Origin of the sequence: Algoriphagus taiwanensis, from assembly GCF_036245645.1 — a bacterium.
In the GTDB taxonomy this organism is placed as follows: Bacteria; Bacteroidota; Bacteroidia; order Cytophagales; family Cyclobacteriaceae; genus Algoriphagus; species Algoriphagus taiwanensis.
On sequence record NZ_BTPE01000002.1, the window covers coordinates 17,501 to 43,499 of the forward strand.

General features: G+C 42.0%; 24 protein-coding genes and 1 tRNA gene. 9 read left to right on the forward strand and 16 right to left on the reverse strand.

The genetic code is table 11. The annotated features are described in order from the left end of the window. The first annotated feature begins 21 nt into the window (after nucleotides 1–21). On the forward strand, nucleotides 22–999 hold the full coding sequence (locus tag AAA938_RS02230; protein ID WP_338226989.1) for an OmpA family protein: 978 nt from the start codon (nucleotides 22–24) through the stop codon (nucleotides 997–999). A 529-nt stretch (nucleotides 1,000–1,528) separates the two neighbouring features. Here AAA938_RS02230 and AAA938_RS02235 read toward each other — a convergent pair. The 13 genes from AAA938_RS02235 to AAA938_RS02295 all read right to left on the reverse strand — a co-directional run bounded on the left by AAA938_RS02235 (nucleotide 1,529) and on the right by AAA938_RS02295 (nucleotide 15,849). After that, the gene (locus AAA938_RS02235; RefSeq protein WP_338226990.1) at nucleotides 1,529–1,978 is read right to left on the reverse strand and encodes a hypothetical protein; all 450 of its coding nucleotides are present in this window, start codon (nucleotides 1,976–1,978) and stop codon (nucleotides 1,529–1,531) included. A gap of 314 nt (nucleotides 1,979–2,292) precedes the next feature. Continuing rightward, entirely contained in the window at nucleotides 2,293–2,871 is a 579-nt protein-coding gene (locus tag AAA938_RS02240; RefSeq protein WP_338226991.1) for an SH3 domain-containing protein, read from the reverse strand. A gap of 156 nt (nucleotides 2,872–3,027) precedes the next feature. Next, nucleotides 3,028–3,666, reverse strand: coding sequence for an SH3 domain-containing protein (locus AAA938_RS02245; protein ID WP_338226992.1), 639 nt, complete (start codon nucleotides 3,664–3,666; stop codon nucleotides 3,028–3,030). Between the two features lie 369 nt (nucleotides 3,667–4,035). Beyond that, nucleotides 4,036–5,082, reverse strand: coding sequence for a nucleoid-associated protein (locus AAA938_RS02250; RefSeq protein ID WP_338226993.1), 1,047 nt, complete (start codon nucleotides 5,080–5,082; stop codon nucleotides 4,036–4,038). Further along, nucleotides 5,079–6,233, reverse strand: a complete 1,155-nt coding sequence (gene gapS4b / locus AAA938_RS02255) for a GapS4b family protein (RefSeq protein WP_338226994.1) — start codon at nucleotides 6,231–6,233, stop codon at nucleotides 5,079–5,081. The genes AAA938_RS02250 and gapS4b overlap by 4 nt, the downstream gene beginning before the upstream one ends. Next, on the reverse strand, nucleotides 6,233–7,141 hold the full coding sequence (gapS4a, locus tag AAA938_RS02260) for a GapS4a family protein (protein WP_338226995.1): 909 nt from the start codon (nucleotides 7,139–7,141) through the stop codon (nucleotides 6,233–6,235). Before gapS4a ends, gapS4b begins: the two co-directional genes overlap by 1 nt. Nucleotides 7,142–7,169: 28 nt before the next feature. Then, nucleotides 7,170–7,922: a hypothetical protein gene (locus AAA938_RS02265; RefSeq protein WP_338226996.1), complete on the reverse strand. Its 753-nt coding sequence runs from the start codon at nucleotides 7,920–7,922 to the stop codon at nucleotides 7,170–7,172. Between the two features lie 313 nt (nucleotides 7,923–8,235). Further along, entirely contained in the window at nucleotides 8,236–8,814 is a 579-nt protein-coding gene (locus AAA938_RS02270) for a YdeI/OmpD-associated family protein (protein WP_338226997.1), read from the reverse strand. A 106-nt stretch (nucleotides 8,815–8,920) separates the two neighbouring features. Further along, nucleotides 8,921–9,787: a cation diffusion facilitator family transporter gene (locus tag AAA938_RS02275; protein WP_338226998.1), complete on the reverse strand. Its 867-nt coding sequence runs from the start codon at nucleotides 9,785–9,787 to the stop codon at nucleotides 8,921–8,923. A gap of 230 nt (nucleotides 9,788–10,017) precedes the next feature. Beyond that, nucleotides 10,018–11,319 (reverse strand): APC family permease, encoded by a 1,302-nt coding sequence (locus tag AAA938_RS02280; protein ID WP_338226999.1) that lies wholly within the window; start codon nucleotides 11,317–11,319, stop codon nucleotides 10,018–10,020. Nucleotides 11,320–11,919: 600 nt separating this feature from the next. Next, nucleotides 11,920–12,297: a GxxExxY protein gene (locus AAA938_RS02285; RefSeq protein WP_338227000.1), complete on the reverse strand. Its 378-nt coding sequence runs from the start codon at nucleotides 12,295–12,297 to the stop codon at nucleotides 11,920–11,922. Nucleotides 12,298–12,643: 346 nt separating this feature from the next. Then, complete coding sequence (locus tag AAA938_RS02290) at nucleotides 12,644–15,217, reverse strand: cation-translocating P-type ATPase (protein WP_338227001.1); 2,574 nt, start codon at nucleotides 15,215–15,217, stop codon at nucleotides 12,644–12,646. A 95-nt stretch (nucleotides 15,218–15,312) separates the two neighbouring features. Beyond that, entirely contained in the window at nucleotides 15,313–15,849 is a 537-nt protein-coding gene (locus AAA938_RS02295; RefSeq protein WP_338227002.1) for a DUF4924 family protein, read from the reverse strand. A 317-nt stretch (nucleotides 15,850–16,166) separates the two neighbouring features. On the opposite strand from AAA938_RS02295, the gene lepA reads away from it, so the two are divergent. The 6 genes from lepA (at nucleotide 16,167) to AAA938_RS02325 (ending at nucleotide 22,141) form a co-directional block, all read left to right on the forward strand. Then, a complete protein-coding gene (gene lepA / locus AAA938_RS02300) occupies nucleotides 16,167–17,954 on the forward strand; it encodes a translation elongation factor 4 (RefSeq protein ID WP_338227003.1) in 1,788 nt (595 codons plus the stop codon). Nucleotides 17,955–18,017: 63 nt separating this feature from the next. Then, nucleotides 18,018–18,374: a four helix bundle protein gene (locus AAA938_RS02305; protein WP_338227004.1), complete on the forward strand. Its 357-nt coding sequence runs from the start codon at nucleotides 18,018–18,020 to the stop codon at nucleotides 18,372–18,374. A 50-nt stretch (nucleotides 18,375–18,424) separates the two neighbouring features. Continuing rightward, on the forward strand, nucleotides 18,425–19,309 hold the full coding sequence (folD, locus tag AAA938_RS02310; RefSeq protein ID WP_338227414.1) for a bifunctional methylenetetrahydrofolate dehydrogenase/methenyltetrahydrofolate cyclohydrolase FolD: 885 nt from the start codon (nucleotides 18,425–18,427) through the stop codon (nucleotides 19,307–19,309). Nucleotides 19,310–19,388: 79 nt separating this feature from the next. After that, nucleotides 19,389–19,472 (forward strand) — tRNA-Leu (locus tag AAA938_RS02315). A gap of 90 nt (nucleotides 19,473–19,562) precedes the next feature. Next, entirely contained in the window at nucleotides 19,563–20,105 is a 543-nt protein-coding gene (locus AAA938_RS02320; RefSeq protein ID WP_338227005.1) for a DsrE family protein, read from the forward strand. A 152-nt stretch (nucleotides 20,106–20,257) separates the two neighbouring features. Next, on the forward strand, nucleotides 20,258–22,141 hold the full coding sequence (locus tag AAA938_RS02325; RefSeq protein WP_338227006.1) for an amidophosphoribosyltransferase: 1,884 nt from the start codon (nucleotides 20,258–20,260) through the stop codon (nucleotides 22,139–22,141). A 180-nt stretch (nucleotides 22,142–22,321) separates the two neighbouring features. Here the strand turns inward: AAA938_RS02325 and tnpA are convergent, their stop codons facing one another. After that, a complete protein-coding gene (gene tnpA / locus AAA938_RS02330) occupies nucleotides 22,322–22,768 on the reverse strand; it encodes an IS200/IS605 family transposase (protein WP_338227007.1) in 447 nt (148 codons plus the stop codon). Between the two features lie 372 nt (nucleotides 22,769–23,140). Between tnpA and AAA938_RS02335 the strand changes: the two genes are divergently transcribed. Continuing rightward, on the forward strand, nucleotides 23,141–24,193 hold the full coding sequence (locus AAA938_RS02335) for a M42 family metallopeptidase (protein WP_338227008.1): 1,053 nt from the start codon (nucleotides 23,141–23,143) through the stop codon (nucleotides 24,191–24,193). A 135-nt stretch (nucleotides 24,194–24,328) separates the two neighbouring features. Next, nucleotides 24,329–25,123 carry a 3-keto-disaccharide hydrolase gene (locus tag AAA938_RS02340; protein WP_338227009.1) on the forward strand — a complete coding sequence of 265 codons (795 nt, stop codon included), beginning with the start codon at nucleotides 24,329–24,331 and terminating at the stop codon, nucleotides 25,121–25,123. Nucleotides 25,124–25,125: 2 nt separating this feature from the next. Here the strand turns inward: AAA938_RS02340 and AAA938_RS02345 are convergent, their stop codons facing one another. Both AAA938_RS02345 and AAA938_RS02350 read right to left on the reverse strand, forming a co-directional pair. Then, a complete protein-coding gene (locus AAA938_RS02345; protein WP_338227010.1) occupies nucleotides 25,126–25,455 on the reverse strand; it encodes a nucleotidyltransferase domain-containing protein in 330 nt (109 codons plus the stop codon). After that, nucleotides 25,448–25,870: a nucleotidyltransferase substrate binding protein gene (locus AAA938_RS02350; protein ID WP_338227011.1), complete on the reverse strand. Its 423-nt coding sequence runs from the start codon at nucleotides 25,868–25,870 to the stop codon at nucleotides 25,448–25,450. Before AAA938_RS02350 ends, AAA938_RS02345 begins: the two co-directional genes overlap by 8 nt. Between the last annotated feature and the right edge of the window lie 129 nt (nucleotides 25,871–25,999).

Here is a 25,999-nt window from a genome sequence, read left to right on the forward strand (position 1 = left end):
TGAACTATCAAAAACATCCCTATGAAAAAGACATGCTTAATTTTTGTATCATTTCTGATCTCAGGAATGGGCTTAGCTCAGGATATTTCCGGTGCCAAAGATCATCCTCTGATCGAGCGCTTTCCGGACAGCAAAATCATCAATTATTTCCAACGAGATTACAATGAAGTGGAGGCAGCCATCAAGCCAGGAGCTTCAGAAGCACCACCGGCAGAGCGCATGGTGCTCAAAGGAAAACATACCTCCATCGTCTATGAGGCACCCGATAGTAGAACAAGCGTGGAAATCATGCGCAATTTTGAACAGGCGATCTCTGCCATCGGAGGGGAAATCCTCTTTCAGTGTGCAGGGGGGAAGTGTGACGGCACGGATGCTTGGTACAACGCCCGATTCTTTGCTACCCTCTATGGAAATAATGCACGTACCGGTAAAGCGACAGACCATTATTTTCCATTTGAAAGTTTCCATCAGGACCAACGCTACCTTCTGGCAAAATTTCCTACGGAAGAAATGGATTATTACCTGGAGATCGCTATCAATCCTCAGTACGATGCCTATCCGAATAAAATCCTCTTTGAAATAATCGAAAGTAAGCCCATGGAAACGGGTCTAGTCAAAGTAAATGCCACTGTACTGAAAGATCAACTGGATAAAGAAGGGAAGATCGCCCTGTATGGGATCCTTTTTGATATAGGAAAATCCACTATCAAACCTGAATCCGAGGCGGAATTGAAGGCTGTATCAGAATACCTGACTGCTAATCCCAAAGTTAACCTTTACATCGTTGGACATACAGATGATACAGGAGGATTTGAAACCAACATGCAACTCTCGAAGGATAGGGCAGAGGCTGTAGTGTCTTTCTTGGTAGAAAAGTACAGCATCAGCAAAAGTCGCTTATTGCCTTGGGGAGCAGGACCTACTTCACCCAAGACCACGAATATGACCGATAAAGGAAAAGCTGAAAACCGTCGGGTAGAGTTGGTAAGGCGGTTATAGAATGTTACTAGAGGTGCGTTCTTTGAAAAAAAATGGTAGATGTCAGGATAGCCCTCCCCAGTGGGGGGGGACTTCTTGCTTAACAACTGGTTTTTATAGATCGGCTCTTTTTGAGTTATAAATCTTGGCCTCTTTTCAGGTTTTGATTCACCTCAGTACCCTTGAGGTTCGATTTGAGGCTGAGCGTACTTTGCAACTACGCGCTAGTATTCTTACCGTTCCGATAGCTAACGGGATGCAACAGGCTAAATCCCTCTTTTCAGGTTTTGATTTACCTCAGTACCATTGAGGTTCAATTGGGCGCTGAGCGTAGTTTGCAACTACGCTCTTCTATCCTTGCCAATTTTCAATTGGCTAAATTCCTTCATTCCTAGTGTCCTAAGCAAATTATAAATTTGTTTGAATAGAAAGGCAGGATCGAGCGTTAGAAAAGCTTTAGTAAAGCTTTTTAGCGAGAGGCCGGGTTGTAGGGGAGTCAAACTACGCCTAGTCCAATGCAGCTTTTCTACTCCCAGCAGGGGGATGAAGGCTAAAACTCGGTTGGAAATTTCCAATCAAGTTTTAAGTCCGTTGCTTCTTCGTATTCAGCTATTTTTTGCAACATGGATTTTCTATGAGCCACTCCACACATGAAAACAGCTTTGTTAAAATGATTTTCTCTGCAGTAGGAGTAGATGTTTTTGATCATATTGTTTTCATAATCATCAATATGATCTTCTACTTTTTTCTGTTCCTCAGGATTATTAAAAATTTGCTCCTCTAATTTTCTCAATTCATCTTCGAGTTCCATGGCTTGGGGACTGTTTAGAAAGGAAAATCCAAGATCAGATGCTAAAGAATTCAACTTGTTCAAAAGCCTTTGATGTTCAAAATTTTGGCATACGAAATCATATTTCTTTTCAAATTCTTCCGAATGGCCAATATCAAGAACAGGTATGTATTTAAATGTACTTTCTAAGAAATATTTCTGAATTGACATGATCTCCAGTTTTTTGTGAAATATTCCGAAAGAGAGAAATTTCATCCGATCATATTCGGAATAAGTAGATTCCAGAGCCTCCAAGAATACTACCTCAGGACTAAGATTGGATAAAATCTTATGCAATTCATATCCATTGCATTTTCCAATATCCTTATGGACTGTACTTATGAAATAGATTTTTTGCATTATCGGAACTTCAGGAATTAGAGAATTACAAATTCATTTTGATAGAATGGCGTAGTTGCAAACTACGCCTAGTCCTAACATGCTTTTCTACTCCCAGAAGGGGAGAAATAGCAAATTAAATATAATTAGTCTTGCCATGCGGTTACTTTACCATTTTCTAAGTATACATATTTATAATTAGGATATACATATTGTTTTTTCACCAAATTTCTAAGTACAGTTCTGTTGATGTCTATAGGATTTCCCCAACTCTCTAAAAGCATTTCCTCTGTCATACCAATCCAAATACTTTTCTTAAAAATCTTTTCTGCAGCCGACTTTCCGAATCTTTGAGTCAGATTTTCTAATCTTTCTTGGTTTTTGGATTCTATGATTTCTTTTAAATCTTTTTCGTCTATTGCTTTTGCATATTCATAGTATTCTCTGAATTCTGGCGAATAGCTTTTAACAAATGTGTAGCTAATGTACCCTTCAATAGTATCATATCTTACTTTCAGATATTTTTCATAATAATCAATTACCTTTAAATATGCTCCTTTTGGGATTTTCCCAATAATTTCTGAAGCTGGGTCGGGTAATGGTCTAATAGGGGCATTTGTTAAATTACATGCTACTGAATCTGGAAGTTTATCTGGGGTATTTATTTGAGATATTCCAATACTTAGTTTTAAAAAAAGGAAAAGGAGTAAAATCAACTTTTTCATAACTTTAATTTATTTCTTGATTTTAGGTTTTCAATTTAATGTGATTTATTTTGGCTTTAGCTTATTATTAGTTGCTTACTTAGTCAAAACTTGAAATTCTACTCTTAGAAGGGAGCTACGTATAATCCTAACTGTCTTTTCAACTTCCTGAGGGGATCAGTCCTGCCATGCTACTACCTTTCCATTCTCAACATACACATACCTTCCGCCAGAATAAACATATTGTTTTCTTACCAAAGAGGATGTAACCGTTCGATTGATATCATTTGGACTTCCCCAGCTGTCAAGCAGCATCTCCTCAGTCATTCCAATCCAGATAAGTTTATTAAAAACTTTCTCACCGCTAGTTGGTCCATATTTTTTGATTAATTCCTTTTTTCTAGCCTCTCTGTACGCCTTAAGTTTAGCATCTTGGACTTTTAGATTTTCTTGGTAAATGGAATCTTTAATCTCTTGTTCTCGAATTTTTCTTTGCTTTTCCTGCTCTGCGATGAAAATTTTGTACTGGTCAAAATACTCCTTTAATGGCGAAGGTTTATCAATAAATGCCTGGCTGATATATCCAATCTCATTATTGATCCTAACTTTAACATGGTCCTTTTCAATATCCAATAGGCGAGCTTTGGTGCCAATTTTTAAACGAGAAATGACTTCACCTGTAGTATCAGGGGTTTTTCTAAATGGGGAAAAATTAAAATTGACCGTAACTGAGTCAGGAAGGTTCTCTTTTGGAATTTCTTGGGCTTGGAGATTCAAGAAGGAAAAAATAAGTAGACAAAAAATTAATTGTTTCATTCTTTTATAGGGTTTTTTAAATTAGAAATATTTGTATTCAAGTTTATAGTTTACCCAAATTGGGCCAATAATCGTTTCATTATCAATCATTTTTATGTATGAGTTGGGTGAAGTTGCAAACTTCACCTATATATTCTCACCAATTTAAATTTGGCTAAATTCCTTCAATCCTAGTATCCTAAGCAAATTGCAAATTTGTTTGTATATAAAGGTGTAGTTGCAAACTACACCTAGTCCAATGCAGGTTTTCTACTCCCTGTAGGGGTTGCAAACTACACCTAGTCCTAACTGGCTTTTCTACTCCCAGTAGGGGCCGTCTACTCGATTGGTGGCTGGCATTCTATTTATATCGGTATTTTTCTCAGTCATTTAATTCTCTTTGTCATAGTAAATTTTATAGTATTTGCGTCCGTCTTGGTCAATTCCTTGCTCAATCATGTCTCTATTGCCATGAATGTAAATGTGAAAGTTCTTGTCCAACTTTAAAACGCTTTTAAAAACTCTTGTCTGTTTTTTTACTGCTTGTGGTGAAATGTCGAAACTGTCTGTAATTTCTATTTCGTTTTCTTGTCTGTAAGTACTGTCGAAGTTGCGGAATGAATTTATGATGCCTGAATCTTGAAAAACTTCTTCCTCAAATTCTTTCTTGTCAAAGGTTTCGTGTGTCTTGAAATATTCAACAGAACGGTTTAGTAAGTCAATTTTATCGGCTTTGCTTACTTCAAATTCTTCGTCAAGTTGTTTGGTTACAAACTTCTTAGTAATGCCCAAAAATTGGTTTGTTTGATGAAACTCATTTGCAATTGGTTTTAATTTCAAAAAATCATCTTTCCAATATTGTGCTTCTACAGATTTATTTGAATTATCAATGACTAAAACCTTGAAACCCGTTCCCTGATTGGTGTTAAAAATAATGCAGCCTTTATCTACTCCTTTTATCTCAAAACCAAATTCATGATTGATGCTGTAATTTGATTTTCCAATTTTCATTTTCAAAAAAGGAACATCAGTTTCTGACTTGTATATTCCAATTGCATCTACAATTTCATCATCTAAAACAACATTTGTAAAGTAGGCTATATTGAGTTCACCTCCTTTAATTTTCGGGTGCATAGAATTTTCATAAAGTAGTTTTGCCAGGTCTTTAGAATGAGTTATGAATTCCTTTGTCTCATTAAACACATTCTTAACTATTGAATAAACGTCATTCATTTCGAGTTTTATGGTGTGAGTAAACTCATAAAACTCCTCTGATTTAATTGGTAATAAGAAATATCGTAACAAAAAATCTTTTGTTTCATCAGAGTAGGCTGAAGGTTCATCTGTAAGTTTAATATTTTCATCTCTTAGTTTATTGCCAACATGATGAGTAATTAAATTCTGAAGACCTGCTTGAGTAAAATCTAAAGTTGTCATTGAGCTGGAGTATATTGTTTACTAAGATTCTGAAGTTTACACCACTCATATTTTTCTGTTTTGTATTTTTCAAACTCTTTAAATAGTTGAGTGCGAATGGAATGGATAGGGATAGTTGCATATTCCTCTTTAGGATAGATTTTAGGAATGTCAACCATAAACTCAATGTTGCCAATTCGTTTCTTAAAATCGTAACCACTAAAGCCAAATCTAATTATACAACTTCCTTCTACAGATGTTAATTGGAAATCATAAATAACTTCCATTTCTGATAACTCCATATACTTATGCAGGTTCTTATCTTTCAGAAATGGTAATTCATGAAGTTTCTCCCCGTTTATATTAAGTTCTCTAACTTTTGCTAATTCCAGCCACCTTATGTCACTATGCAATGTTTCTGATGGGTCAGGTCCAATGTCAAGAAAAGTAGCCTTTGTGTATGTAAAGACATCATTTCCCTCGGTCATACTAAGTAAAAACTGAATCCGTTCTTCATTGCTGAAATCTCGATTTAGAATCCGTTGAATTTCTTTTTTGGGATTCATATAATTATTTGCCTTGAAATGACTTTCCAAATTTTTGGAGACTTTTTCAGCTATATCGGTTGTTTCTGGTGAAGTGTGTATGATTTGAAGTTGAACTTTATTGTCCTTTGTAGTGACTTTTTCAAGTGTTACACTGCCTTTAAATTCATTCTTGCCTCTGAACCAAGGCTTGCTGTAATTATTGGTTTCGCACTTGAATTCTAAAGATATTTTATTGGGATCCTTGTCAACCATTTTGAAGTTAGGATTACCAATTACCTTATACTTTGGAAAAGTCGTTTTTATTATTTCTTGAACATTAAAATTGTCTGGAATCGCGGAGATGAGAGTTTTCGGAGTTTCCCATTCAAGAGTTCTTGTAATTGTTTTATCTCTATCTTCTTTAGCTTGAAGTCTATCTTTTAAAAATTCAAATTCATTTGGACTCAATAATGAAGTTAGTAGAATTGGAAATGTGCTCTCCTCATCAGAGCTATTTACAAAAATTCCTTTCATTCTTAGAAGTTGTCTCCGCTCTCTATCCTTTATTGAATCATGTTGCAAAATAGCTCTAAGGGATTCGCCAAAAGGTAAGAACCTATTTATATTTTCTTGAATCTTTTCCATCAGTTTCTAAAATTTGGATTGAAATTCTCAACAGTAAGAGTTTTTGTGAAGGATGATTCCTCTACAATTAATTTTGCATTATCTACAAGTTGTTCGTGTTGTAGTCGATTGTAATCAGGGAAGGCTATAATTGTATTTGATTGATAATTTGCTGTGATATTTTTAGCAAGCCCTATAAGCTTTATTAATTCTTCTTCTTCAAAGTTTTCTCTTGAAATAAGAATTAAAGTATTTCTTTCATTTTCTGTTTGAACCCTTATGGGGAGAATGTTTGAACCCAAATATTGAATTGGCATTACACTACCGTTTTTTGGTGTTTCATTATCGTTGTTTAGCCCTGTGCTGAAATAAGTAAAATCTATTTCTTTACCTGGGAATTTGCGTTTTACAAATTCAATGGCATTAAAGAAAAATTCAATCTTTTTGTTGTCTATTAGGAATATTCCATCGTGATTGAAGTCCTTAGGAGCTTCTAATTTTGAAAGTCTTTCAAGCAAATCGAATGAATCATCATCAACATTGTTTAGCCAGAAAATTATACCTCTGTCAAAAACTGCTTCAATATCTGAACGGCTATTAATGTTCTTTGCCCTTAGTTCTGACTTCTTGAATGATTCGATAGCCATTCCTAGGTCCCGATAATGTGATTTAAATTTTTCAACTGGTGCATTAGGATACTTGTCCTTGCTGTATTTTATTGAAATGAGAATATTCTCTAGAGTTTTTGATATAGTCGGACTTTTGTAATGAAAATAAGCATCAATTCCGTGAGAATCTTTTTCATGCTTCTCAGGGTCAATGCTGGGGATGTCAAAATTTCTAACTGGGTTAATCCAGCCGATTAAAGCAAGGAAATCTTTAACGATATCCTCACCAACATCACCTATTCGTTTTGAAAATTCTCCCATATTTTAAAATATTTTACAGTTTGGCATTTTAATCTATTTCTATTGATAACATCGCTTCTTTGTTTTGTTCGTCAATATTTAATAAGGAAACTGACCAAGGAATATTGTGAATACTTTCCGTGGATTTTTCTTCTGACAAAAAAAGAAATTGTGCCTCTTTTTTATCTGGTTCTCTGTCTATACGAATTTGATTGAAATGGATGAGTAATTTAACAGCTCCATATCCAATATGTGGAACCTCGAAATTGAGTTGATAAAAATTTCGGTCTTTTCCTGCTAATTTCTTTTCAAATGATAAAGTTCTTCCTTCTTTTACTTTAAATCGGAAAGTATGTTTGGCAACTGCTTCAAATGTTTTAATTAACTCTTTCTGAAGCTTCATTAATCCTACACTTGATTGATCATAAACTATACAACGAAATTGCCTTAAGTCAAAAGGAATTGTTTCCATGTTTTGAGTTAATATTATAACTTTATCAATATCCTTTGTGCAATGAGCAATACCAAGCTCATAAAATACATTTGGATTTCTGTCTGTCAAGTCGGCAATAATGTATTCTGCTCTCCAAATGCTTTTTAATATCGTCTCGACAATATGTGGTTCTCTAATATCATCCGCTCTATTACAGATAAAATTAAGTTCAGGGGATTGAAGCGTACTTCTAATAGTGTCATTTACGACATTAAATTTAGGGTCAAAAGGCATCATGATAAAACAAGTTGCTCTTTCAACTTTGTTGTTGAGTTCTCTGAAATAGTCTTTCGGATAAATATTTGTCATTTTATACTATCATCTTTTATTTAGTGAATGTCTGTTATGCTTGCCACCAACGTTTGTCTTTGCGAATCCACTTTTGTCAAGCATTCCTATTGGAATACAAGGCGAAACCTGTTGCGGATATTTCCAAATTAGTTTTTGATCTCCCAAGTCCCCTGAGGCTTTTCGGAAAAGCGTGGAATCCAAAAATCCTGGCGGCCTTTTCCCCTTAAAAACTTCTTCAATATAAGGTCTAGACCTATTTGATGGCAAGCCTTTTGAAAAAATAATTCAATTTTTTTTGAGCTATTGGCTTGATGTCCACTGGATTGGCAAATTAACTCCCTTTCAGCTTCTCTCCACGACCGGAAAGCTCGGCTAGCTGTTGGATTCTGGCAGTTCGGGTTTTGTCTGTTTTGGCGAGTTTGAGCCAGCGTAAGACAAAGCGCTTGCTGGAGTCATTGATGCCATGGAAAAAATCACTGGCTCCGGGAACCTTATCCAAAGCCTCCTGAAGGTCTTTGGGTACTTCCAGTCGGTCCACGTCTTCCATAAAGTCCCACAAACCCGCCTGCTTCGAGCGCTCGATGGATTTCAGTCCTACTTCATGCATTCGACCCTCGGCGATCAGTTTGGCTACACGGTCTTTATAGCTTTTCGCCCAATGCTGCACTCGGCGAGGGGAAATCAGCTGCATGGTTTGGCGCTCATCCAGTTTCCTCCGGATCCCATCGATCCAGCCAAAGCAGATCAATTCATCCAAAACCTCCTCCCGGGACAGGTACTTTTCCGGAACTGCCTTCATGTAAGTGACCAACCAAACCGATTCTTCCTGCCGATGATTTTGCTCCAGCCAGCTTCGCAGCTCGGCAGCAGAGGTGACTTCTACTTTCTGAAAGTTATCGGTTTGGATCATGGGGGGTAGACGTACAGGTTGATTTTCTTTGAAACCAACAAAAGGAGCCTATTGTCTGTTTGGGATGGGATTTCTTTTTTCTCCAAAAGTGAAAAAAACAATGAAATCAGGCCGGCTCGATATGAATCAGCACATGTCCGAGTTGAGGGATTTCCCGACGGAGGGTGTCCTTGAGCAGATGGGCGATATCATGCCCCTGCCGGACGGTCAGCTGCCCATCCACCGCAGCATGCAAATCCACATGGTATTTCATCCCGGCTTTTCGGATGAAGCACTTTTCCGTGTCTTTCACCCCCTTGACGGTCAGGGCCACTTGGCGAATTTCTCCGATCAGGTCATCGTGGTTGTTTTCATCCATCACTTCTCCCAAAGCCGGACGGAAAATCCCGTAGCAGTTGTACAAAATAAACCCGCAGGCAATCAGGGCCGCATAGTCATCCGCCACCTCAAAGCCCGGTCCTCCAAATAAGGCAATGGAAATCCCGATAAAAGCCGCCACGGAAGTAATCGCATCCGAACGGTGATGCCAGGCCTCTGCCTTCAGGGCTGAGCTGTTGAGTTTTTTGCTCCGCCTGAGGACGATTTGATAGGAAATTTCCTTCCAGGCGATAATCGCTCCCAAGACCAGCAAGGTCCAACTCTCGGGGAGTTCATGGGGAGTTTGGATATTGGAAATGGCCTGTCGGGCGATGGTGATGGCCGAAAAGATCAGAAAAGCCACCACCAAAAAGGTGATCAGGGGTTCGGCCTTTCCGTGGCCATAGGGATGGTTTTCATCCGCCGGGCGATGGGAGTAGCTCATCCCAAACAGAACCAAAAGAGAGGAAAAGACATCCACCGTGGACTCAATGGCATCCGCAATTAGCGCATAAGAGTTTCCGAATACTCCGGCCAGAAACTTAATGATGGCCAAAGCCACATTGCCCAAAAGGCTAAAAATTACAGTTCGTATGGCGAGTTTGGGAGCGGGCATAAGGTAAAAGTAGGAAATCTGAGGTAAGAAGGATGATGATTGAATTTTTGATTTACGATTTTCGAATTACGAGGGGTAGGGGAACTTCATCCGCCGTATCCAAGAGTTTGCTTTTATGGAATAGGGATATTTAGGAAAAGTTTGGGTTCTTGATCTAAATGAATCAATACCATTTGAAAATGTATCGTGTCTTGATCCCAAATCCGAAATCCGAAATTTGAAATCCGAAATCAAGCTGCTCTTTTTCCCAACCAATACAGCCCGGTACCAATTCCCACCAAAATAGCAGTCAGCCAAACCGAGGTAAAACTCACCTGCAGCATCAGCCATAGACAGGCCAAAATCCCCAAAGTCGGAACCAGATAGCCACCCCGGAGAATAAACCTACCTGCCGAGCGGAATCTTGGACGGAGTTTGGGAACTGCCGCGCAGGTCATGATAAAAAGGAAAAGCCGGGAAAGTACGGTCATCGCCGCCAAAAACCGGAAGGAACCCATCGCACTCAAGGTAAATGCTGCGATCCCGAAGAAAATCACAGAATTGGCCGGAGTCAAAAAGCGTGGATGAACCTCCCCAAACCAGCGGGGAAGGGAGTTTTCCAAAGCCAGGGCATAAGTCACCCGGGTGGCAGAGAACATGGAACTGACCAAATTGGCCAAGACGGAAGTGGCTACGCCGACCATGAGCAGCACAGCTCCTGTTTGTCCAAATAGCTGTGAGGATGCATCGAGAAGGGGGGCATTGGACTCGGCCAAGTTGGGCACGGCAGCCTGGGCCACCAATTGCACCAGAATGTAAATCAGGGCCACAACCCCAAGCCCCAATAAAAGGCCCAAAGGCATATCCCGTTCGGGGCGTTTGGCTTCACCTGCCGGAACGATTGCCCCTTCAAATCCCACAAAGGCATAAATCAGCAGCAAGGCGGCTTTTCCCAAATCCGAACCGGAAGGTATAGGAGCATCGAGATTGGGAAGGACTTCTAACCCCAAACTGGAAAATCCTCCTATCACCAAGCCGATCAGTACACCAAACTTGATAATGGTGAAAAGGGTCATGGATCGGATGGATTCCATGGAACCCAGAATATTGATTCCTGCCAGGAAAAGGCAGGTCAATGCCAAAGAAATCAAGCGGCCCGTTCCGGAATCGGCAATGGGAAAAAAGTAAGCGATGCTGTCTGTGAGCAAAACTGTATTCGCAGAAAAGGAAATCAACCGGGCCAAATAGTACAGCCAACCTCCCTGAAATCCGATAAAAGAGCCAAAAGCTTCTTTCCCGTATCGTATTGGGCCACCTGTACCCCGAAAATAACTCCCGACTTCTGCAAAGGAAAGAATTACCGGAAGCATGAGCAGGGCACAGAAAACGTAAACGAATACACTGTATTCCCCTGCCAAGGCATAGGCTCCGCTGGGAAGACCAAAAATCCCTGCCCCAATCAGGCCATTGACCACCAGCATCCAGACCCCCCAAAGCCCCAGATTTCGGGGTAGTTTTTCTTGCGATTCTTCTGGTTTATTGATTTCGGGCATTTTTCGAGTTTCGGCTAAAATCGGAAGAGTCTCCTACAGATGCCATAGAAATCTACAGATATTTTAAAAAAACTTTGAGCTTCCTTTTTTTAGCTCACAGATGGCACAGATTCCCACAGATGTTTTTCTAAAGAGTCTTTAATCTGTGTTCATCCGTGATATCTGTGAGCTTTTTTCATTTCTCACAGATGTCACAGTTTTCCACAGATGTTTTTCTTATGGATTTTTATCTGTGTTCATCCCTGATATCTGTGAGTTTTTTCATTTCTCACAGAAGGCACAGATTTCCACAGATGTTTTTTTAGGAGGTAATTATCTGTGATCATCCGTGATATCTGTGAGCTTTTTTTAATTCTCACAAATGGCACAGATTTCCACAGATGAATTTGGGGCTTATCCAATCTGTGTTCATCCGTGATATCTGTGAGCTTTTTTCATTTCTCACAGATGGCACAGATTCCCGCAGATGAATTTGAGGCTTATCCAATCTGTGTTCATCCGTGGTATCTTTGAGGTTATTAGTTTCTCACAGATGGCACAGATTCCCACAGATGTATTTTTTGAAGAGTATTTAATCTATGTTACCTCGGAGTAAAAAAGTCAATTAATTATTCGAATTATCGTCTCTTTTTCAATCAATTTGAGGGAATTAAAATTAATTAGAAGCCCAATTTTCTTTTTAGAAAGTCTGAGGTAAGTAAGCAGTTGTTTTTTGTGAACATCGTGAAGAAGTTCCACAGATTTGATTTCTACAATTATCGAGTCCTCAACCAATAAATCAATCCTGAAACCCAGGTCTAACTTTACTTCTTTATAGATAACTGGAAGTGGGACCTGAGTTCTTACGTTCAATCCCATTTTCATCAGTTCGTATGCTAAAGTCGATTCATAAACGCTTTCCAGCAATCCGGGGCCAAGTTCATTGTGTATAGTAAATGCAGCACCTCTTATTTTGAAAGTTAGATCATTTAAATCCATAAAAAAGAAATTGAAAAGTGAATAACTTCTATCTAATAATTGTAGACTCGATTTAAGAAATTTTTCTGGAAAAATAATCTGTGATCATCTGTGTAATCTGTGAGCTTTTTCATTTCTCACAGATGGCACAGATTCCCGCAGATGTTTTTCCTATGCGTTTTTATCTGTGCTTATCTGTGTAATCTGTGAGCATTTTAAAATTTCTTACAGATGGCACAGATTCCCGCGGATGTAATATTTGAGAGTTTTTATCTGTGTTCATCTTTGGTATCTGTGAGCATTTTAAAATTTCTCACAGATGTCACAGATTCCCACAGATGTTTTTCCTATGCGTTTATATCTGTGCTTATCTGTGTAATCTGTGAGCAAACCATCTTCTGATAATTTTCTCCAATTCTACCGCATGAAAGACAATTAAGGCCATACCGAAGGAGAATAGCAATTCCTGTAAATCCAAAGGCTCAGTTCGGAAGATCGGATTCAAAAAAGGAAGATAAATCACCCCCATTTGCAAAAGAAAAGTGGATCCTACCGCGAGAAGCAAGGGTTTATTACTCAGAAAACCCTGTTGAAAAAGGAGGGTTCGGTCACTTCTCACAGCCATGACATGCCCTAGTTGGGAAAAGGCCAAGACCGAAAATACCATGGTCTGCCAGTGCCAACCCTGACGTATTGCCCAGTATTGGGTAAACAGCGTCACCCCAGCCATCAGCATCCCCACCCAAATGATGTGGTAGCCAACTCCATTGGCAAAGAGACTCTGCTTGGGAGGTCGGGGAGGCTGCTTCATGATGTCCTTTTCTGACCGTTCACTCGCCAAAGCCAAAGCCGGCAATCCGTCTGTGACCAGATTGATCCAGAGGATATGGATGGGTAGAAGAGGATTGGGGAAACCCAAAAATGGAGCGAGACCGATGGTCCAGATTTCCGCTCCGTTGCAGGTCATGATGTACTTGATGAACTTGACGATGTTGTCGTAGATTCTTCGGCCTTCCTTGACTGCCCGAACGATGGTGGAGAAGTTGTCATCCAGCAATATCAGGTGAGCGGCTTCCTTGCTCACGTCTGTCCCTGCAATTCCCATGGCTATTCCGATATTGGCGGCTTTGAGGGAAGGCGCATCATTCACTCCATCCCCTGTCATCGCAGCGAAATGCCCCTTTCTCTGTAAAGTCTGAACGATCCGGAGCTTTTGCTCGGGAGCTACCCGGGCGTACACGCTGACATTTTCCACCTGATTGGCAAACCCTTCGTCCGACAAATTTCCCAATTCTGCCCCGGTGAGGACTCCATCTCCTTTTTTCCAGATTCCAACAGCTTCCGCAATTGCCCGCGCTGTGGCCGGATGATCTCCTGTGATCATGACGGGATGAATTCCTGCGGTTCTGCATTCAGAAATGGCCGTTTTTACTTCTTCGCGAGGAGGGTCAATCATGCCCACTTTTCCGTAATAATCCAGTTCGGATTCCAGATTGATCCATTCTTCTTCTTCGGGAAGTTGGTTTAGGATTTTTCCTGCGAAAGCCAAAACCCGTTCCCCCTTTTTTGCCCATTCTTCGGCACTTTCCTGGAGTTGGAGGGCTTGCTCTTTTTCCTTCAAAATCGAAGAAATCGCTTCCGGAGCCCCTTTGCACAGCATCAAAACTTGCTCGCCCACCTGATGAAAAGTACTCATCCGCTTTCTGGAAGAGTCAAATGGCACTTCTCCGATTCGGGGGAAGCTTTGAGTCAGATTTTGGTATTGGGATAAAGTTAGTTCCTGCAGGATTCGCTCCACTAAAGCCACTTCGGTGGATTCCCCTTCCGGTCTGCCTTTTTTGTCCAGATGGACATCGTGACAAAGTCCGAGCCCGAGTTGGAGGTTGGAAAACTCTGAGGAAATGGGCGATTCGTGGAAGGCCTCGGCTTCCGTGACCGTCATTTTGTTTTGGGTAAGGGTGCCGGTTTTGTCGGTGCAGATGTAGGTGACCGAACCCAAACTTTCCACGGCAGGAAGCTTTCGGATCAAGGCTTTCTTTTTGGCCAATCGGCCTGCACCTAATGAAAGTGCGATGGTAATCAGGGCCGGTAGCGCCTCCGGAATCGCTGCTACAGCCAAACTTACAGACAACAAAAGCACCGGGAAAATTTCCTCTCCCCGGGCAATTCCCGCAGCAAAGAGGGCTGCACAGATGCCCAAAATGATCACAGAAATCACCTTTCCAAAGCGCTGCATACGCTGCTGAAGGGGTGTCATGGGTGCTTTTTCCTGAAGAAGGCTGGCGATTTTCCCGATTTCGGTTTGCATCCCTGTAGCCACAACCAAGCCGGTTCCTCGACCATTGGTAACTAGGGTGCCTTTGAAAGCCATGTTGAGTTGATCGCCGGGGTTGAGCTTTTCGGAAGTGATGACTTCGCTGATCTTGTCGATGGGTACCGACTCTCCGGTGAGGGAAGATTCATCGATTTTTAGGGAAAAAGTTTCGATCAGACGAAGGTCAGCCGGAACCATATTTCCCGCTTCCAAGGCTACTACATCTCCGGGCACCAAATCACGGGAAGGAATGGCGACGAGTTGCCCGTCCCGGAAAACCTTGGTTTGAGTTTCCGTCAGTTTTTTGAGGGAATCCATGGCCTTTTCGGCGCGGTATTCCTGAACAAAGCCCAAGACGGCATTGAGCACGATAATGACCAGGATGATGATCGTGTCGGTCAGGTCACCGACAATCCCTGAGATGATGGCTGCCGCTGCCAAAATCAGGATCATAAAATCCTTGAATTGGCCTAAGAAAAGCACCCAGGCCGGTTTTTTCTTCTTTTCCTGCAGGGCGTTCGGGCCAAATTTTTCTAGTCTTTTTTGGGCATCCTGTGAACTCAAGCCAGTCGATTGGGACTCGAGTTGGGAGAAAATTTCTTGTACAGGTTGCTGGTAAAAAGACATTGAAATCGGCCTTTGATCAAACCTAAAAATAGGATTAAAAAAGTAAGCCTTTCTGGATTTACCGCAAAAATCCTTGAGATATTCGGAATGAGTTTTTAATTCTGAGCTATTCGATCTTGCTGATAGACCAGATTGAGCAAGCTCAAAACCTCTCCAAAGGCTTCGGCTGATTTGAGTTGCTCTTCACTTACTTTTTTACCCAAAAGCCTGCAAAGCAAAAGTCCATAGACTCCGTTGAGGCAGATTTGGATTTCATTACCCGGGTTTTCGCCATTGGCAGCCAAGATGGATTCCAGAATGTGCGGCTTGGCTTGGTTATAGGTTTCAAAGTAAGATTTGTCGCTTTTCAGTAGTCGGTAGTGGAGTTGGAGGAGTTGGTTCACGAGAAGGTTGAGCTCCTGAAGGTGCCCTTTTTCCAGGATTTTCTCTTTCTTCATTTTTCCCAAAAGCCCCTCAAACCAAGCGGTGATTTCGGTCTTCTCCTCATCTGAAACCGGATAATGAGCGACCACATACTGCCGGATTTCTTCCATATTTCCCTGGAAGGAGCGGATCAAATCCTCCATTTGGTACATGTAGATCAGGTATTCTCCGATGTTTTGGGACTTTTTCTTTTCGGCAACAGATTGCATGGGAAATGGGTTAATGGGATAGCAAATTTAGGGAAGAGTTGAATTAGGATGGAAATTGGTTGGAAATACAATTGAAATACGCTGGAAATACAATTGAAATAAACCTCGCTGTGCGAGGTAAAATAAGTTTTGCCACCCTCATTTTGAATTTGATTGGCACCCTTATATCGCCGCAGGCGTTTTTCATTTTGCGAAGCAAAAGGTATTTCAATCGTATTTCCATCTTATTTCAGCAAGTGTAAATCCGATTAGTGCCTATTTCAAAATGAGTATCGATCAAACCCTCTTTTTTCCTACTTTTGCGCCACGAAGAGCTTATGAAAAACATTAGAAATTTCTGTATCATCGCCCATATCGATCATGGGAAGAGTACATTGGCGGATCGATTGCTGCAGTTTACCAATACCATTTCGGAGCGGGAAATGCAGAATCAAGTGTTGGACGATATGGATCTGGAGCGGGAGCGAGGCATTACGATCAAGTCTCACGCCATCCAGATGAAGTACACTTACAAAGGAGAGGAATATACCTTCAACTTGATAGATACTCCCGGTCACGTGGATTTTTCTTACGAAGTTTCCCGTTCGATTGCGGCCTGTGAGGGTGCGCTGTTGATTGTGGATGCTTCTCAGGGTATTGAGGCTCAGACGATTTCCAATCTCTATTTGGCCTTGGGTCATGACCTGGAGATCATTCCTGTATTGAACAAAATCGACCTTCCTGGAGCAGATCCTGAAGGACGCGCCGACGAGGTGATTGACCTGATCGGTTGCGATCGTGAGGATATCATTTTGGCCTCCGGCAAAGAAGGAATCGGAATTGAGGATATTTTGAATGCTGTAGTCGAGCGGATTCCCCCTCCAAAAGGAGATCCGGAAGCTCCCCTTCAGGCGATGATTTTTGATTCCCAGTTCAACTCCTTCCGAGGGGTGGAGGTAATCTTCCGAATCTTCAACGGGACCATCAACAAAGGAGACAAGATCAAATTTGTCAACACCGGCAAAGAATATTACGCGGACGAAATCGGTATTCTGGGAATCAATCAGATTCCTCAACAGACCATGAGTGCAGGAAATGTGGGTTATCTGATTTCAGGTATCAAAGTGGCGAAAGAAGTAAAAGTCGGGGATACGATTACCCACGTCAAGAATCCATGCAAGGAAGCGATCAAAGGTTTTGAAAACGTGAAGCCGATGGTTTTTGCGGGGATTTATCCCGTTGACACTACCGAATTTGAGGAATTGAGAGCTTCTATGGAAAAGCTTCAATTGAACGATGCCTCTTTGGTTTGGGAACCTGAAACCTCTGCCGCCTTGGGCTTTGGTTTCCGATGCGGATTCTTGGGCATGCTCCACATGGAAATTGTGCAGGAGCGATTGGAGCGTGAGTTTGATATGACTGTGATCACGACTGTGCCTTCGGTGCAGTTCCGGGCCATCATGACCAATGGTTCCATCCAATTGATCAATGCACCCAGCGATATGCCGGATCCAACCAAAATGGATCATATCGAGGAGCCTTTTGTAAAAGCGTCCATCATTACTGCTTCGGAATACGTTGGACCAGTAATCCAGCTCTGTATGGAGAAGCGGGGACAGATCAAAAATCAGGTTTATCTGACAGCAGATCGCGTAGAATTGCAATTTGACATGCCATTGGCGGAGATTGTATTTGATTTCTTCGACAAGCTGAAGACCATCTCCAGAGGATATGCCTCTTTGGATTATGAACTGAAAGGCTTCCAGCAATCGAACATGGTGCGTCTGGATATCATGCTAAACGGAGAACCGGTAGATGCCCTTTCGGCGGTAGTCCACCGGGATAAGGCTTACGAGTGGGGTAAAAGACTCTGCGAAAAGCTTCGGGAATTGGTTCCAAGACAGATGTTTGAAATCGCCATTCAGGCGGCTATCGGTCAGAAAATCATTGCTCGTGAGACCATCAAAGCTCTTCGTAAAAACGTATTAGCGAAGTGTTACGGTGGTGACATTTCCCGAAAGAGAAAGCTCCTCGAAAAGCAGAAAAAAGGTAAAAAACGAATGAGACAAGTCGGAAACGTCGAGGTGCCTCAGGAGGCGTTTATGGCGGTTCTTAAGTTGGATTAAGCTAATTTTTGATTTTTGATTTAAGATTTACGACTTATAATAGTTCTACAGACTCTATGGAATATGGATAAGTTTGTGATGCAGAGAAGAACCAAAAAGTTTGCATTGGATGTATGGTTTTTATGCTCAAAACTTCCGCATTCTCGAGAATTTAATGGATATGTAAATCAGTTAATTAGGTCTTCAAGTTCAGTAGGAGCCAACTATCGTGCTGCAACTCGAGCAAAATCTACCGCAGATTTTGTTAACAAATTGAAAATTGTTGAGGAGGAGGCAGATGAAAGTCAATATTTCTTGGAACTTATTCAGGAGGTTCAGAAAGACATGACTTTAGTTGAGGAGATTGAACGCCTTCGAAAAGAAGCAGATGAACTCGTCGCAATTCTAGTTTCAAGTATTAAATCTGTGAAGTTTAATTAGGTGTATTGCTTTACCAAAAGGTCGTAAATCGTATATCATAAATCATATATATCATGGTACTCATTGATGGAAAGAAAACATCAGCTGAAATAAAATCTGAAATCGCCACCCGCGTCTCAGAAATCAAAGCCGAAGGCGGAAAAACTCCTCACTTGGCTGCTGTTCTAGTAGGAAACGATGGCGCGAGCCAAACCTATGTGGGAGCAAAAGTAAAGGCCTGTGAGGAAGTGGGATTCAAATCTACTCTAGTTCGGTTGGAGGAAACTGTGTCCGAAGAAGAATTGCTTCAGGTAGTGGAGGATATCAACAACAATCCCGACATCGACGGATTGATCGTGCAGCTTCCCTTGCCCAAGCATATTTCCGTGGATAAAGTCACGAACAAAATCAAACCAGAAAAGGATGTGGACGGATTCACTCCGGCCAATGTGGGTAGAATGACACTAAACTGGCCCGCCTATGTGGCTGCAACTCCTTATGGTATCGTGGAGCTCTTGAAGCGATATAACATTGAAACCTCCGGAAAAAACTGTGTGGTGATCGGTCGTAGCCATATCGTAGGTAGTCCGATGAGCATTTTGATGGCGAGAAACGGCTATCCGGGAAATGCTACGGTGACTTTGACTCACAGCCGAACCAAGAATCTGGCTGAAATCACCAAGACTGCGGATATTTTGATCGTGGCGATCGGAAAGCCGGAATTTGTGACTGCAGATATGGTGAAGCCGGGTGCCGTGGTCATTGATGTAGGAATTCACCGAATTGAAGATTCCAGTAAGAAGTCCGGGTTCCGCTTGATTGGGGATGTGAAGTTTGACGAAGTCGCTCCTTTGGCGTCTGCGATCACTCCTGTTCCGGGTGGTGTTGGGCCGATGACGATTGCTGCTTTGCTCTATAACACGCTTCAATCCGCCGAAAAGAAGGTTTTTGGCTAAAAGCGAAAAAAAGTCAAGAAAAGCTCAGATTGCTGTTGCATGGAATGGGGGAGCTTTCTACTTTTGCAGACCCTAAAACGCGCATGTGGTGAAACTGGTAGACACGCCACTTTGAGGGGGTGGTGCCCGTTCGGGTGTGGAAGTTCGAATCTTCTCATGCGCACTCAAACCCAGTCGATTTCGACTGGGTTTTTTCTTTGAATGGGCTTTTTTTGGGCTGAAAAATCTTTACTTTTCCTTCAAAATCAAATCCATGAAAAGTTCACATTCCACTTTACTGATCTTGTTTTTCCTTTTTGGGATTACGACTGCTTTTGCCCAAACCCCTCAATTTCCCATTGTCAAAGAATACGGAGGGATTTATGAGATTCCGGATGCCTCAGAGCGACCTGACCCAAGTCTGGAGTACAAAGTGATTATAGACCTCACCGGTGCCGCGGATGATCCCAAACAAATTTCCCGCTGGGTGGACAATATTGCCCGTATGATGAATTTGCATGGGCTTGCGGGTGTGCCAAAGGAAAGGCTCAAAGTGAAGGTGGTAGTTCATGGTGGAGCCGTTTTTACTTTGCTCAATGACGAAAACTATTCCAAGCGAAATGAGGTGGACAACCCCAATCTTCCTGTGTATGAAGCACTCAAGGAAGCGGGAGCAGATATTATGGTTTGTGGGCAGTCTTTGGTGGCCAGAAATCTTAAAACTTCAGACCTATGGCCGGGAGTCAGGATTTCTCATTCGGCTATGACTGCCATTACTACCTATGTGCCACAGGGCTACACCTTGCTACGATTCTAAAACTTCTGATTTTCAGGGAGATTTATCAGGAATAAGCTTTCATTTCCCTTCCGAATTTTCTATTTTATGAGAAGGTTTTGGAACTTTTATTCCAAATATTCTTTTAAAAAAGCATTAAATTTGAAGCTCCAATATAACTTTCCCCCTTCCAGATGAGTGACGCCATCAAACATGAATGCGGTATCGCCATGATCCGCCTTCGCAAGCCAACCCAATATTACATCGACAAATACGGGACGGCGTCTTTTGCAGCCAACCGACTGTATGTCCTGATGCAAAAGCAGATCAATAGGGGGCAGGATGGCGCAGGAGTCGCCAACATCAAAATCAACACCAAGCCTGGTACCCGATATATCAGCCGGTACCGTTCCATTGAGCCCTCCGCAGTCAATGATATTTTTGACAAAATCGGAAAGAAGTACAAAAAGGCGAAGAAAATAGGGGGGCACGATGCACTTAGCGACGGGGAATGGCTCAAGGAAAATATCGCCTTCTCAGGGGAAGTTTGGCTGGGACACCTTCGCTACGGAACCCACGGGGAAAACAGCATTGAAACCTGCCATCCTTTCCTCAAACAGAATAACTGGAGAAGCCGAAACTTGGTCATGGCGGGTAATTTCAACATGACCAACAACGAAGAACTTTTTAACCGCCTGGTTCAATTGGGTCAGCACCCCAAGGAAAAAACCGATACCGTCACCGTGATGGAAAAGATCGGGCACTTTTTGGATGAGGAGAATCAGCGGATTTTTGACAAGTACAAGCATCAATACACCAACGAGCAGCTTACGCATATCATTGAAGATGAATTGGATGTGGCAAGAATCCTGAGAAGATCCTGCAGGGACTTTGACGGAGGCTACGCTATGGCAGGAATGATCGGAAATGGTTCTTCTTTCGTGGTAAGAGATCCTTCAGGAATTCGTCCTGCGTTTTATTATGCGGATGATGAAGTGGTGGTCATTGCCTCTGAAAAGCCGGCGATAAAATCTGCTTTTAATATCGACTTCAAGGCCATCAAGGAAATCAAACCCGGTCATGCGATTGTGATCAACAAGGATGGTTCTTTCGCTGAGGAAGAGATTTTGCCTGCCAGAGAAAAGAAATCCTGTTCCTTTGAACGGATCTATTTTTCCAGAGGAACGGACCCGAATATCTATCAGGAAAGAAAGAATTTGGGTAAGGCTTTGATTCCTCAAATCCTGAAAGCGATCGACTTTGACCTGAAGAATACCGTCTTCTCTTACATTCCAAATACGGCCGAAACCGCCTTTTTGGGCATGATCGAGGGTTTGGATGAGTATCTGGTGACCAAAAGAAAAGAAGTTCTGCTAGACGGAAAACCTCATGTGGGAGACTTGGATGAGTTGCTTAGCTTTAGGCCACGGGTGGAAAAGTTGGTCAGCAAGGATGTCAAGCTCCGGACTTTCATTACCAATGATGAGGATCGGGACAGCATGGTGGCAAGTGTGTATGATACTACCTATGAAGTCATCCGCCCGGGAGTCGATACCTTGGTGGTGATCGATGACAGTATTGTTCGTGGGACGACTTTGGAGAAAAGCATTTTGACCACCTTGGACAAGCTGAATCCCAAGAAAATTGTGATCGTGTCTTCAGCCCCACAGATTCGCTATCCGGATTGCTACGGGATCGATATGTCCCGAATGAAAGAGTTTATCGCTTTCCGTGCTGCCATTGCATTGATCAAGGAGAGGAAGATGGAGAATGTGCTCGATGAAGTGTATGAACAGTGTGTGGCTAATCCCAATTCACCCGAAAACTTTGTGAAGGGAGTGTACAGCAACTTTACCGACGAGGAAATCTCGGATAAAGTAGCTGAAATTGTAACTACCCCGGAGATCAAGGCTGAAGTAAAAGTGATCTTTCAGACCGTAGACAATCTGCATAAATGCATTCCAAATCATTTGGGAGACTGGTATTTCACAGGAGATTATCCGACCACCGGAGGGATGCGTGTAGTGAATCGGGCCTTTGCCAATTACATGGAGGGTAAGGCGGTAAGAGCGTATTGATTTGAAATCAAAAATTTGAAATTTTAAAAGCCTCTGGATTTATGGATTCAGAGGCTTTTTTGTTGGATGGACTATAATCCCGAAAGGATTAAATCCGCGGAGTGGTAATGGCCCTGGGTGCAACCCGGGGGATTGAAATGAGAGCTTTTTTCAGGGAGTTCAACCCTGAAGGGGTTGAATTTATTCTAAAAACCTTGGATCAAATTCAATCCCATGCTCTTGAAGCAGTTGAGTGAACTCTTCCATGAAACTAACTTTCTTATGATGCACTTCCTGATTTTTGATGTAATTAACCAAAGTATCCAAAGATGAATAATTGTGTGTAAAGGCAGAATACCCATTTTGCCAGCCATCAAAGCCTTCAAAAAGTTTGGTTGTTTGGATCATTTGTCCGCTGGCTAATTTGATATCCTTTACAAGAGAAGCAAGAGATATTGATGGGTGAACTGAGGTTGCGATATGCAGATGATCTTCTACTCCATTAATCCGGTAAACATGGCATTTTTTGTTTTTTAGGATGCCATAGATATAGTTGAATAAATCTCTCCTCTTGGCTTTGGTCATGATTGGCTTCCTTTTGTAGGGAGTCCAAATGATGTGATAAACAATTGAGGTATAGGTGCTCATGGTTGAAAAATGTTTTGTTCAAAAAAAACCTTACCCTTTAATTTAAAAAAATGGTTTCATCGAAGAAACAAGGATGGTACTTTTTAAGCTTAGGAATTCATTAAAATTCAACCCCATTCGGGGTTGTGGCATCGTGAAATTCCTTTTCTTTATTTTTCCGGATTGTCATCCGGAGCCAATAACCCAAAGGTATTAAATCCCTTCGGGATTGTAATTTGAACCTGCTTCATCTGATTTTAATAAATCAAGCCCACTTGCTAAGATTCAGTGAAATACAAAACAGACTTCTGATTTCCCTTTTTCTCTGCTTGTACTATGGCTTTATACGCAATTGACTTAATTTCAGGATTGAAAAAAACGCATTAATACTTTATGGAAATAAACGTCCCCCTTCTTAAGCAACTCTGTGAGATTCCCGGTGCTCCGGGATTTGAAAAACGGGTTAGAGACCTTGTGATTGACTTGGTTAAGCCTCATGCGGATGAAGTCAGTACCGACAATCTGGGCAATGTGGTGGCTATCAAGCGAGGCAAAAGAAACCCGGACGGAAAGCGGGTGATGGTGGCTGCGCACTTGGATGAGATCGGTTTTATTGTCACCCATATCGATGATCAGGGATTTTTGAGGTTTCATACTTTGGGTGGCTTTGATCCAAAAACCCTGACTGCTCAGCGGGTTATTGTCCATGGTAAAAAAGACCTGATCGGTGTCATGGGTAGCAAACCTATCCATGTGATGAGTCAGGAGGAGCGAAATAAGCTTCCAAAAACAATCGACTTTTTTATCGATCTGGGAATGCCTAAGGAAGAAGTGGAAAAATACATTTCCATCGGAGATCCGGTGACCCGGGATCGGGAACTGATCGAAATGGGTGACTGCGTCAACTGCAAGTCCATCGACAACCGGGTGGCAGTATTTATTTTGATCGAAGCCTTGAAAAAGCTGGAAAATCCTGCCTATGATGTCTATGCCACTTTTACTGTGCAGGAGGAAGTTGGAATTCGGGGAGCCAATGTGGCCGCTCACAGCATCAATCCGGACTTTGGGATTGCCTTGGATACGACGATTGCTTTTGATGTACCGGGAGCGGCTGCACATGAGAAAGTCACCGAACTCGGAAAAGGAACTGCCATCAAAATCATGGATGCCATGACCATTTGCGACTACCGCATGGTAGAATTCATGAAGCAAACTGCTGATAAGGAAGCCATTTCCTGGCAGCCTGAAATCCTCACCGCAGGAGGAACTGATACCGCCGGAGTACAGCGCATGGGCAAGCAGGGAGCGATTGCCGGAGCGATTTCCATCCCAACCCGTCACTTGCACCAAGTCATTGAAATGGCGCATAAAAAAGATATTGCCGGTTCGATTTCACTTTTGGTTGCCTGTCTCGAGCAGATCGACGGTTATGATTGGAGTCATTGATTGATCCCAACTTCGACATTCACCATTTAGCGTTCGGTGTTCGATATTTTGAAGTTTTGAATATCGAACATCGAATAAAGAATATCGAATTTCGAAGTTATAAATCCCCCTAGTCCACTATTTCAACCGAGGCCTATGAAATCAATCCTTTCTCTATTTTTCTTCCTCTGTCTTATTTCTTGCCAAAAAGCCGAAAAACAAGAAATCATCACTGAATCTTCTGAATCAGAATGGCAGGTTCTTTTCAACGGAAAAGACCTGAGCGGCTGGACTCCAAAGATTCATCATCATGAAGTGGGAGACAATTATGCGAATACCTTTCGGGTAAAAGATGGGGCAATTGAAGTAAACTATGATGGATATGGGGATTTTGAAGATCGCTTTGGACACTTGTTTTACGAAAAGCCATTTTCCAGCTTTCATCTGGCTTGGGAGTATCGGTTTACCGATCAGTTTCTGGAATCTGCTCCAAGCTACACCTTTCGCAATTCAGGGGTGATGTTTCATTCTCAGGCTCCGGAGACGATTTTGAAGGAGCAGGATTGGCCGATTTCGGTGGAGTATCAGATGCTTGCCGAGGAAAAGGAAGGTGAACCCAGACCCACCGGAAATATGTGCAGCCCTGGAACTGATATCGTTTTTGAAGGAATAATCGATGAGCGCCACTGCATCAATTCCAGTTCGCCGACTTTCCGATGGGATGAATGGGTCAAGGCAGAATTGATCGTCTTTGGAGATTCGATCGTGCATCACTTGGTTAATGGAGATACAGTTTTGACATACAGCTTTCCCCAAATCGGTGGGGGAGTAGCTAATCGTTTTGACCCGGAGATTAAAGTGGATGGCACCCCGCTCAAGTCAGGCTATATCGGCCTGCAAAGTGAGGGGCAAGGTGTTCTTTTCAAAAACATTCAAATCCGGGAGCTTTGATTTCAGGGGTTGACCGGATTAGTTTTTTTCTTGAAGAAAGTCTTTCCAATTCTATTGATATGAGCAAGAAGGTCTTGGCTGGATTGAATAAAGTGAAAAGTAGAAAGGTCAATCTGATAAGGAAGAAGCAAATCATCCAATTCATTCTCAATCCGGAGTAATTCTGTAAAGTCGACCTTTTCTCCTTGGATTACCAAATCAATATCTGAGCTGGGCTTGTAGTTTCCTTTTGCCCTAGATCCGTAGATGATCACCTTTTCCACATGGGGATGAAGTTCAAAAATCCCCTGAATTTGCTGAATAACCTTTGCGGAAAGACCAAACTTATCCATGATCCTTCTTTTTGAGTTTGGAAAGTTTTTCTTCCAAATCTTTCAAGAGCCCAAAGTAATTAGACTTGATTTGGTTGGCAATTTGCCCGGCTACTTCTTCATTGTAGGTATGGGAAGATTGGTTTCTGCTTTTGATCATTTCCATCCAACCTTCTCCATCTTGGACAAGGCCTTTTCTGAATGCCACCCTTGTCGCGTCCCTAGAACCGGTAATGCTGGAATTGCCTTGATGGACAAAGAAATCCTTCAATACATTCCATGCCAATTCGTGGGTGAATTCAAAAGCCTGGATCAATCCCTGTTCTTCCAAGGAACTCAATTCTCTCTTTTTCGAAAGTGCTACAGCCTGCTCTAGTTGTGCCAGAGCTTTAGAAAAATGACTGAGCCTTTGATGCCATCGAATATCTTCCTCCATAGGGGGAATTTAAGAAATCTCCTCCGCTTGGCAATTTTGTCTCCAAAAGAAAGCGATTCGAGTAAATGAAATATTGAATAACTTGTGCTATGGAAAATATCCTTTCTTTCTTGTTTTTGTACAGGAATC

Excerpts from the sequence above, each read along its gene's own strand:
- AAA938_RS02235 (WP_338226990.1), bottom strand. The coding sequence starts at position 1,978 with ATGTCAATTCAGAAATATTTCTTAGAAAGTACATTTAAATACATACCT.
- AAA938_RS02230 (WP_338226989.1), top strand. The coding sequence starts at position 22 with ATGAAAAAGACATGCTTAATTTTTGTATCATTTCTGATCTCAGGAATG.
- tnpA (WP_338227007.1), bottom strand. The coding sequence starts at position 22,768 with ATGAGCACCTATACCTCAATTGTTTATCACATCATTTGGACTCCCTAC.
- AAA938_RS02305 (WP_338227004.1), top strand. The coding sequence starts at position 18,018 with ATGGATAAGTTTGTGATGCAGAGAAGAACCAAAAAGTTTGCATTGGAT.
- AAA938_RS02295 (WP_338227002.1), bottom strand. The coding sequence starts at position 15,849 with ATGCAATCTGTTGCCGAAAAGAAAAAGTCCCAAAACATCGGAGAATAC.
- AAA938_RS02285 (WP_338227000.1), bottom strand. The coding sequence starts at position 12,297 with ATGGATTTAAATGATCTAACTTTCAAAATAAGAGGTGCTGCATTTACT.
- AAA938_RS02250 (WP_338226993.1), bottom strand. The coding sequence starts at position 5,082 with ATGACAACTTTAGATTTTACTCAAGCAGGTCTTCAGAATTTAATTACT.
- AAA938_RS02345 (WP_338227010.1), bottom strand. The coding sequence starts at position 25,455 with ATGGATAAGTTTGGTCTTTCCGCAAAGGTTATTCAGCAAATTCAGGGG.
- AAA938_RS02340 (WP_338227009.1), top strand. The coding sequence starts at position 24,329 with ATGAAATCAATCCTTTCTCTATTTTTCTTCCTCTGTCTTATTTCTTGC.
- lepA (WP_338227003.1), top strand. The coding sequence starts at position 16,167 with ATGAAAAACATTAGAAATTTCTGTATCATCGCCCATATCGATCATGGG.
- AAA938_RS02265 (WP_338226996.1), bottom strand. The coding sequence starts at position 7,922 with ATGACAAATATTTATCCGAAAGACTATTTCAGAGAACTCAACAACAAA.
- AAA938_RS02275 (WP_338226998.1), bottom strand. The coding sequence starts at position 9,787 with ATGCCCGCTCCCAAACTCGCCATACGAACTGTAATTTTTAGCCTTTTG.
- gapS4b (WP_338226994.1), bottom strand. The coding sequence starts at position 6,233 with ATGGAAAAGATTCAAGAAAATATAAATAGGTTCTTACCTTTTGGCGAA.
- AAA938_RS02325 (WP_338227006.1), top strand. The coding sequence starts at position 20,258 with ATGAGTGACGCCATCAAACATGAATGCGGTATCGCCATGATCCGCCTT.
- AAA938_RS02270 (WP_338226997.1), bottom strand. The coding sequence starts at position 8,814 with ATGATCCAAACCGATAACTTTCAGAAAGTAGAAGTCACCTCTGCTGCC.
- AAA938_RS02350 (WP_338227011.1), bottom strand. The coding sequence starts at position 25,870 with ATGGAGGAAGATATTCGATGGCATCAAAGGCTCAGTCATTTTTCTAAA.
- AAA938_RS02290 (WP_338227001.1), bottom strand. The coding sequence starts at position 15,217 with ATGTCTTTTTACCAGCAACCTGTACAAGAAATTTTCTCCCAACTCGAG.
- AAA938_RS02240 (WP_338226991.1), bottom strand. The coding sequence starts at position 2,871 with ATGAAAAAGTTGATTTTACTCCTTTTCCTTTTTTTAAAACTAAGTATT.
- gapS4a (WP_338226995.1), bottom strand. The coding sequence starts at position 7,141 with ATGGGAGAATTTTCAAAACGAATAGGTGATGTTGGTGAGGATATCGTT.
- AAA938_RS02245 (WP_338226992.1), bottom strand. The coding sequence starts at position 3,666 with ATGAAACAATTAATTTTTTGTCTACTTATTTTTTCCTTCTTGAATCTC.
- AAA938_RS02280 (WP_338226999.1), bottom strand. The coding sequence starts at position 11,319 with ATGCCCGAAATCAATAAACCAGAAGAATCGCAAGAAAAACTACCCCGA.
- AAA938_RS02320 (WP_338227005.1), top strand. The coding sequence starts at position 19,563 with ATGAAAAGTTCACATTCCACTTTACTGATCTTGTTTTTCCTTTTTGGG.
- AAA938_RS02335 (WP_338227008.1), top strand. The coding sequence starts at position 23,141 with ATGGAAATAAACGTCCCCCTTCTTAAGCAACTCTGTGAGATTCCCGGT.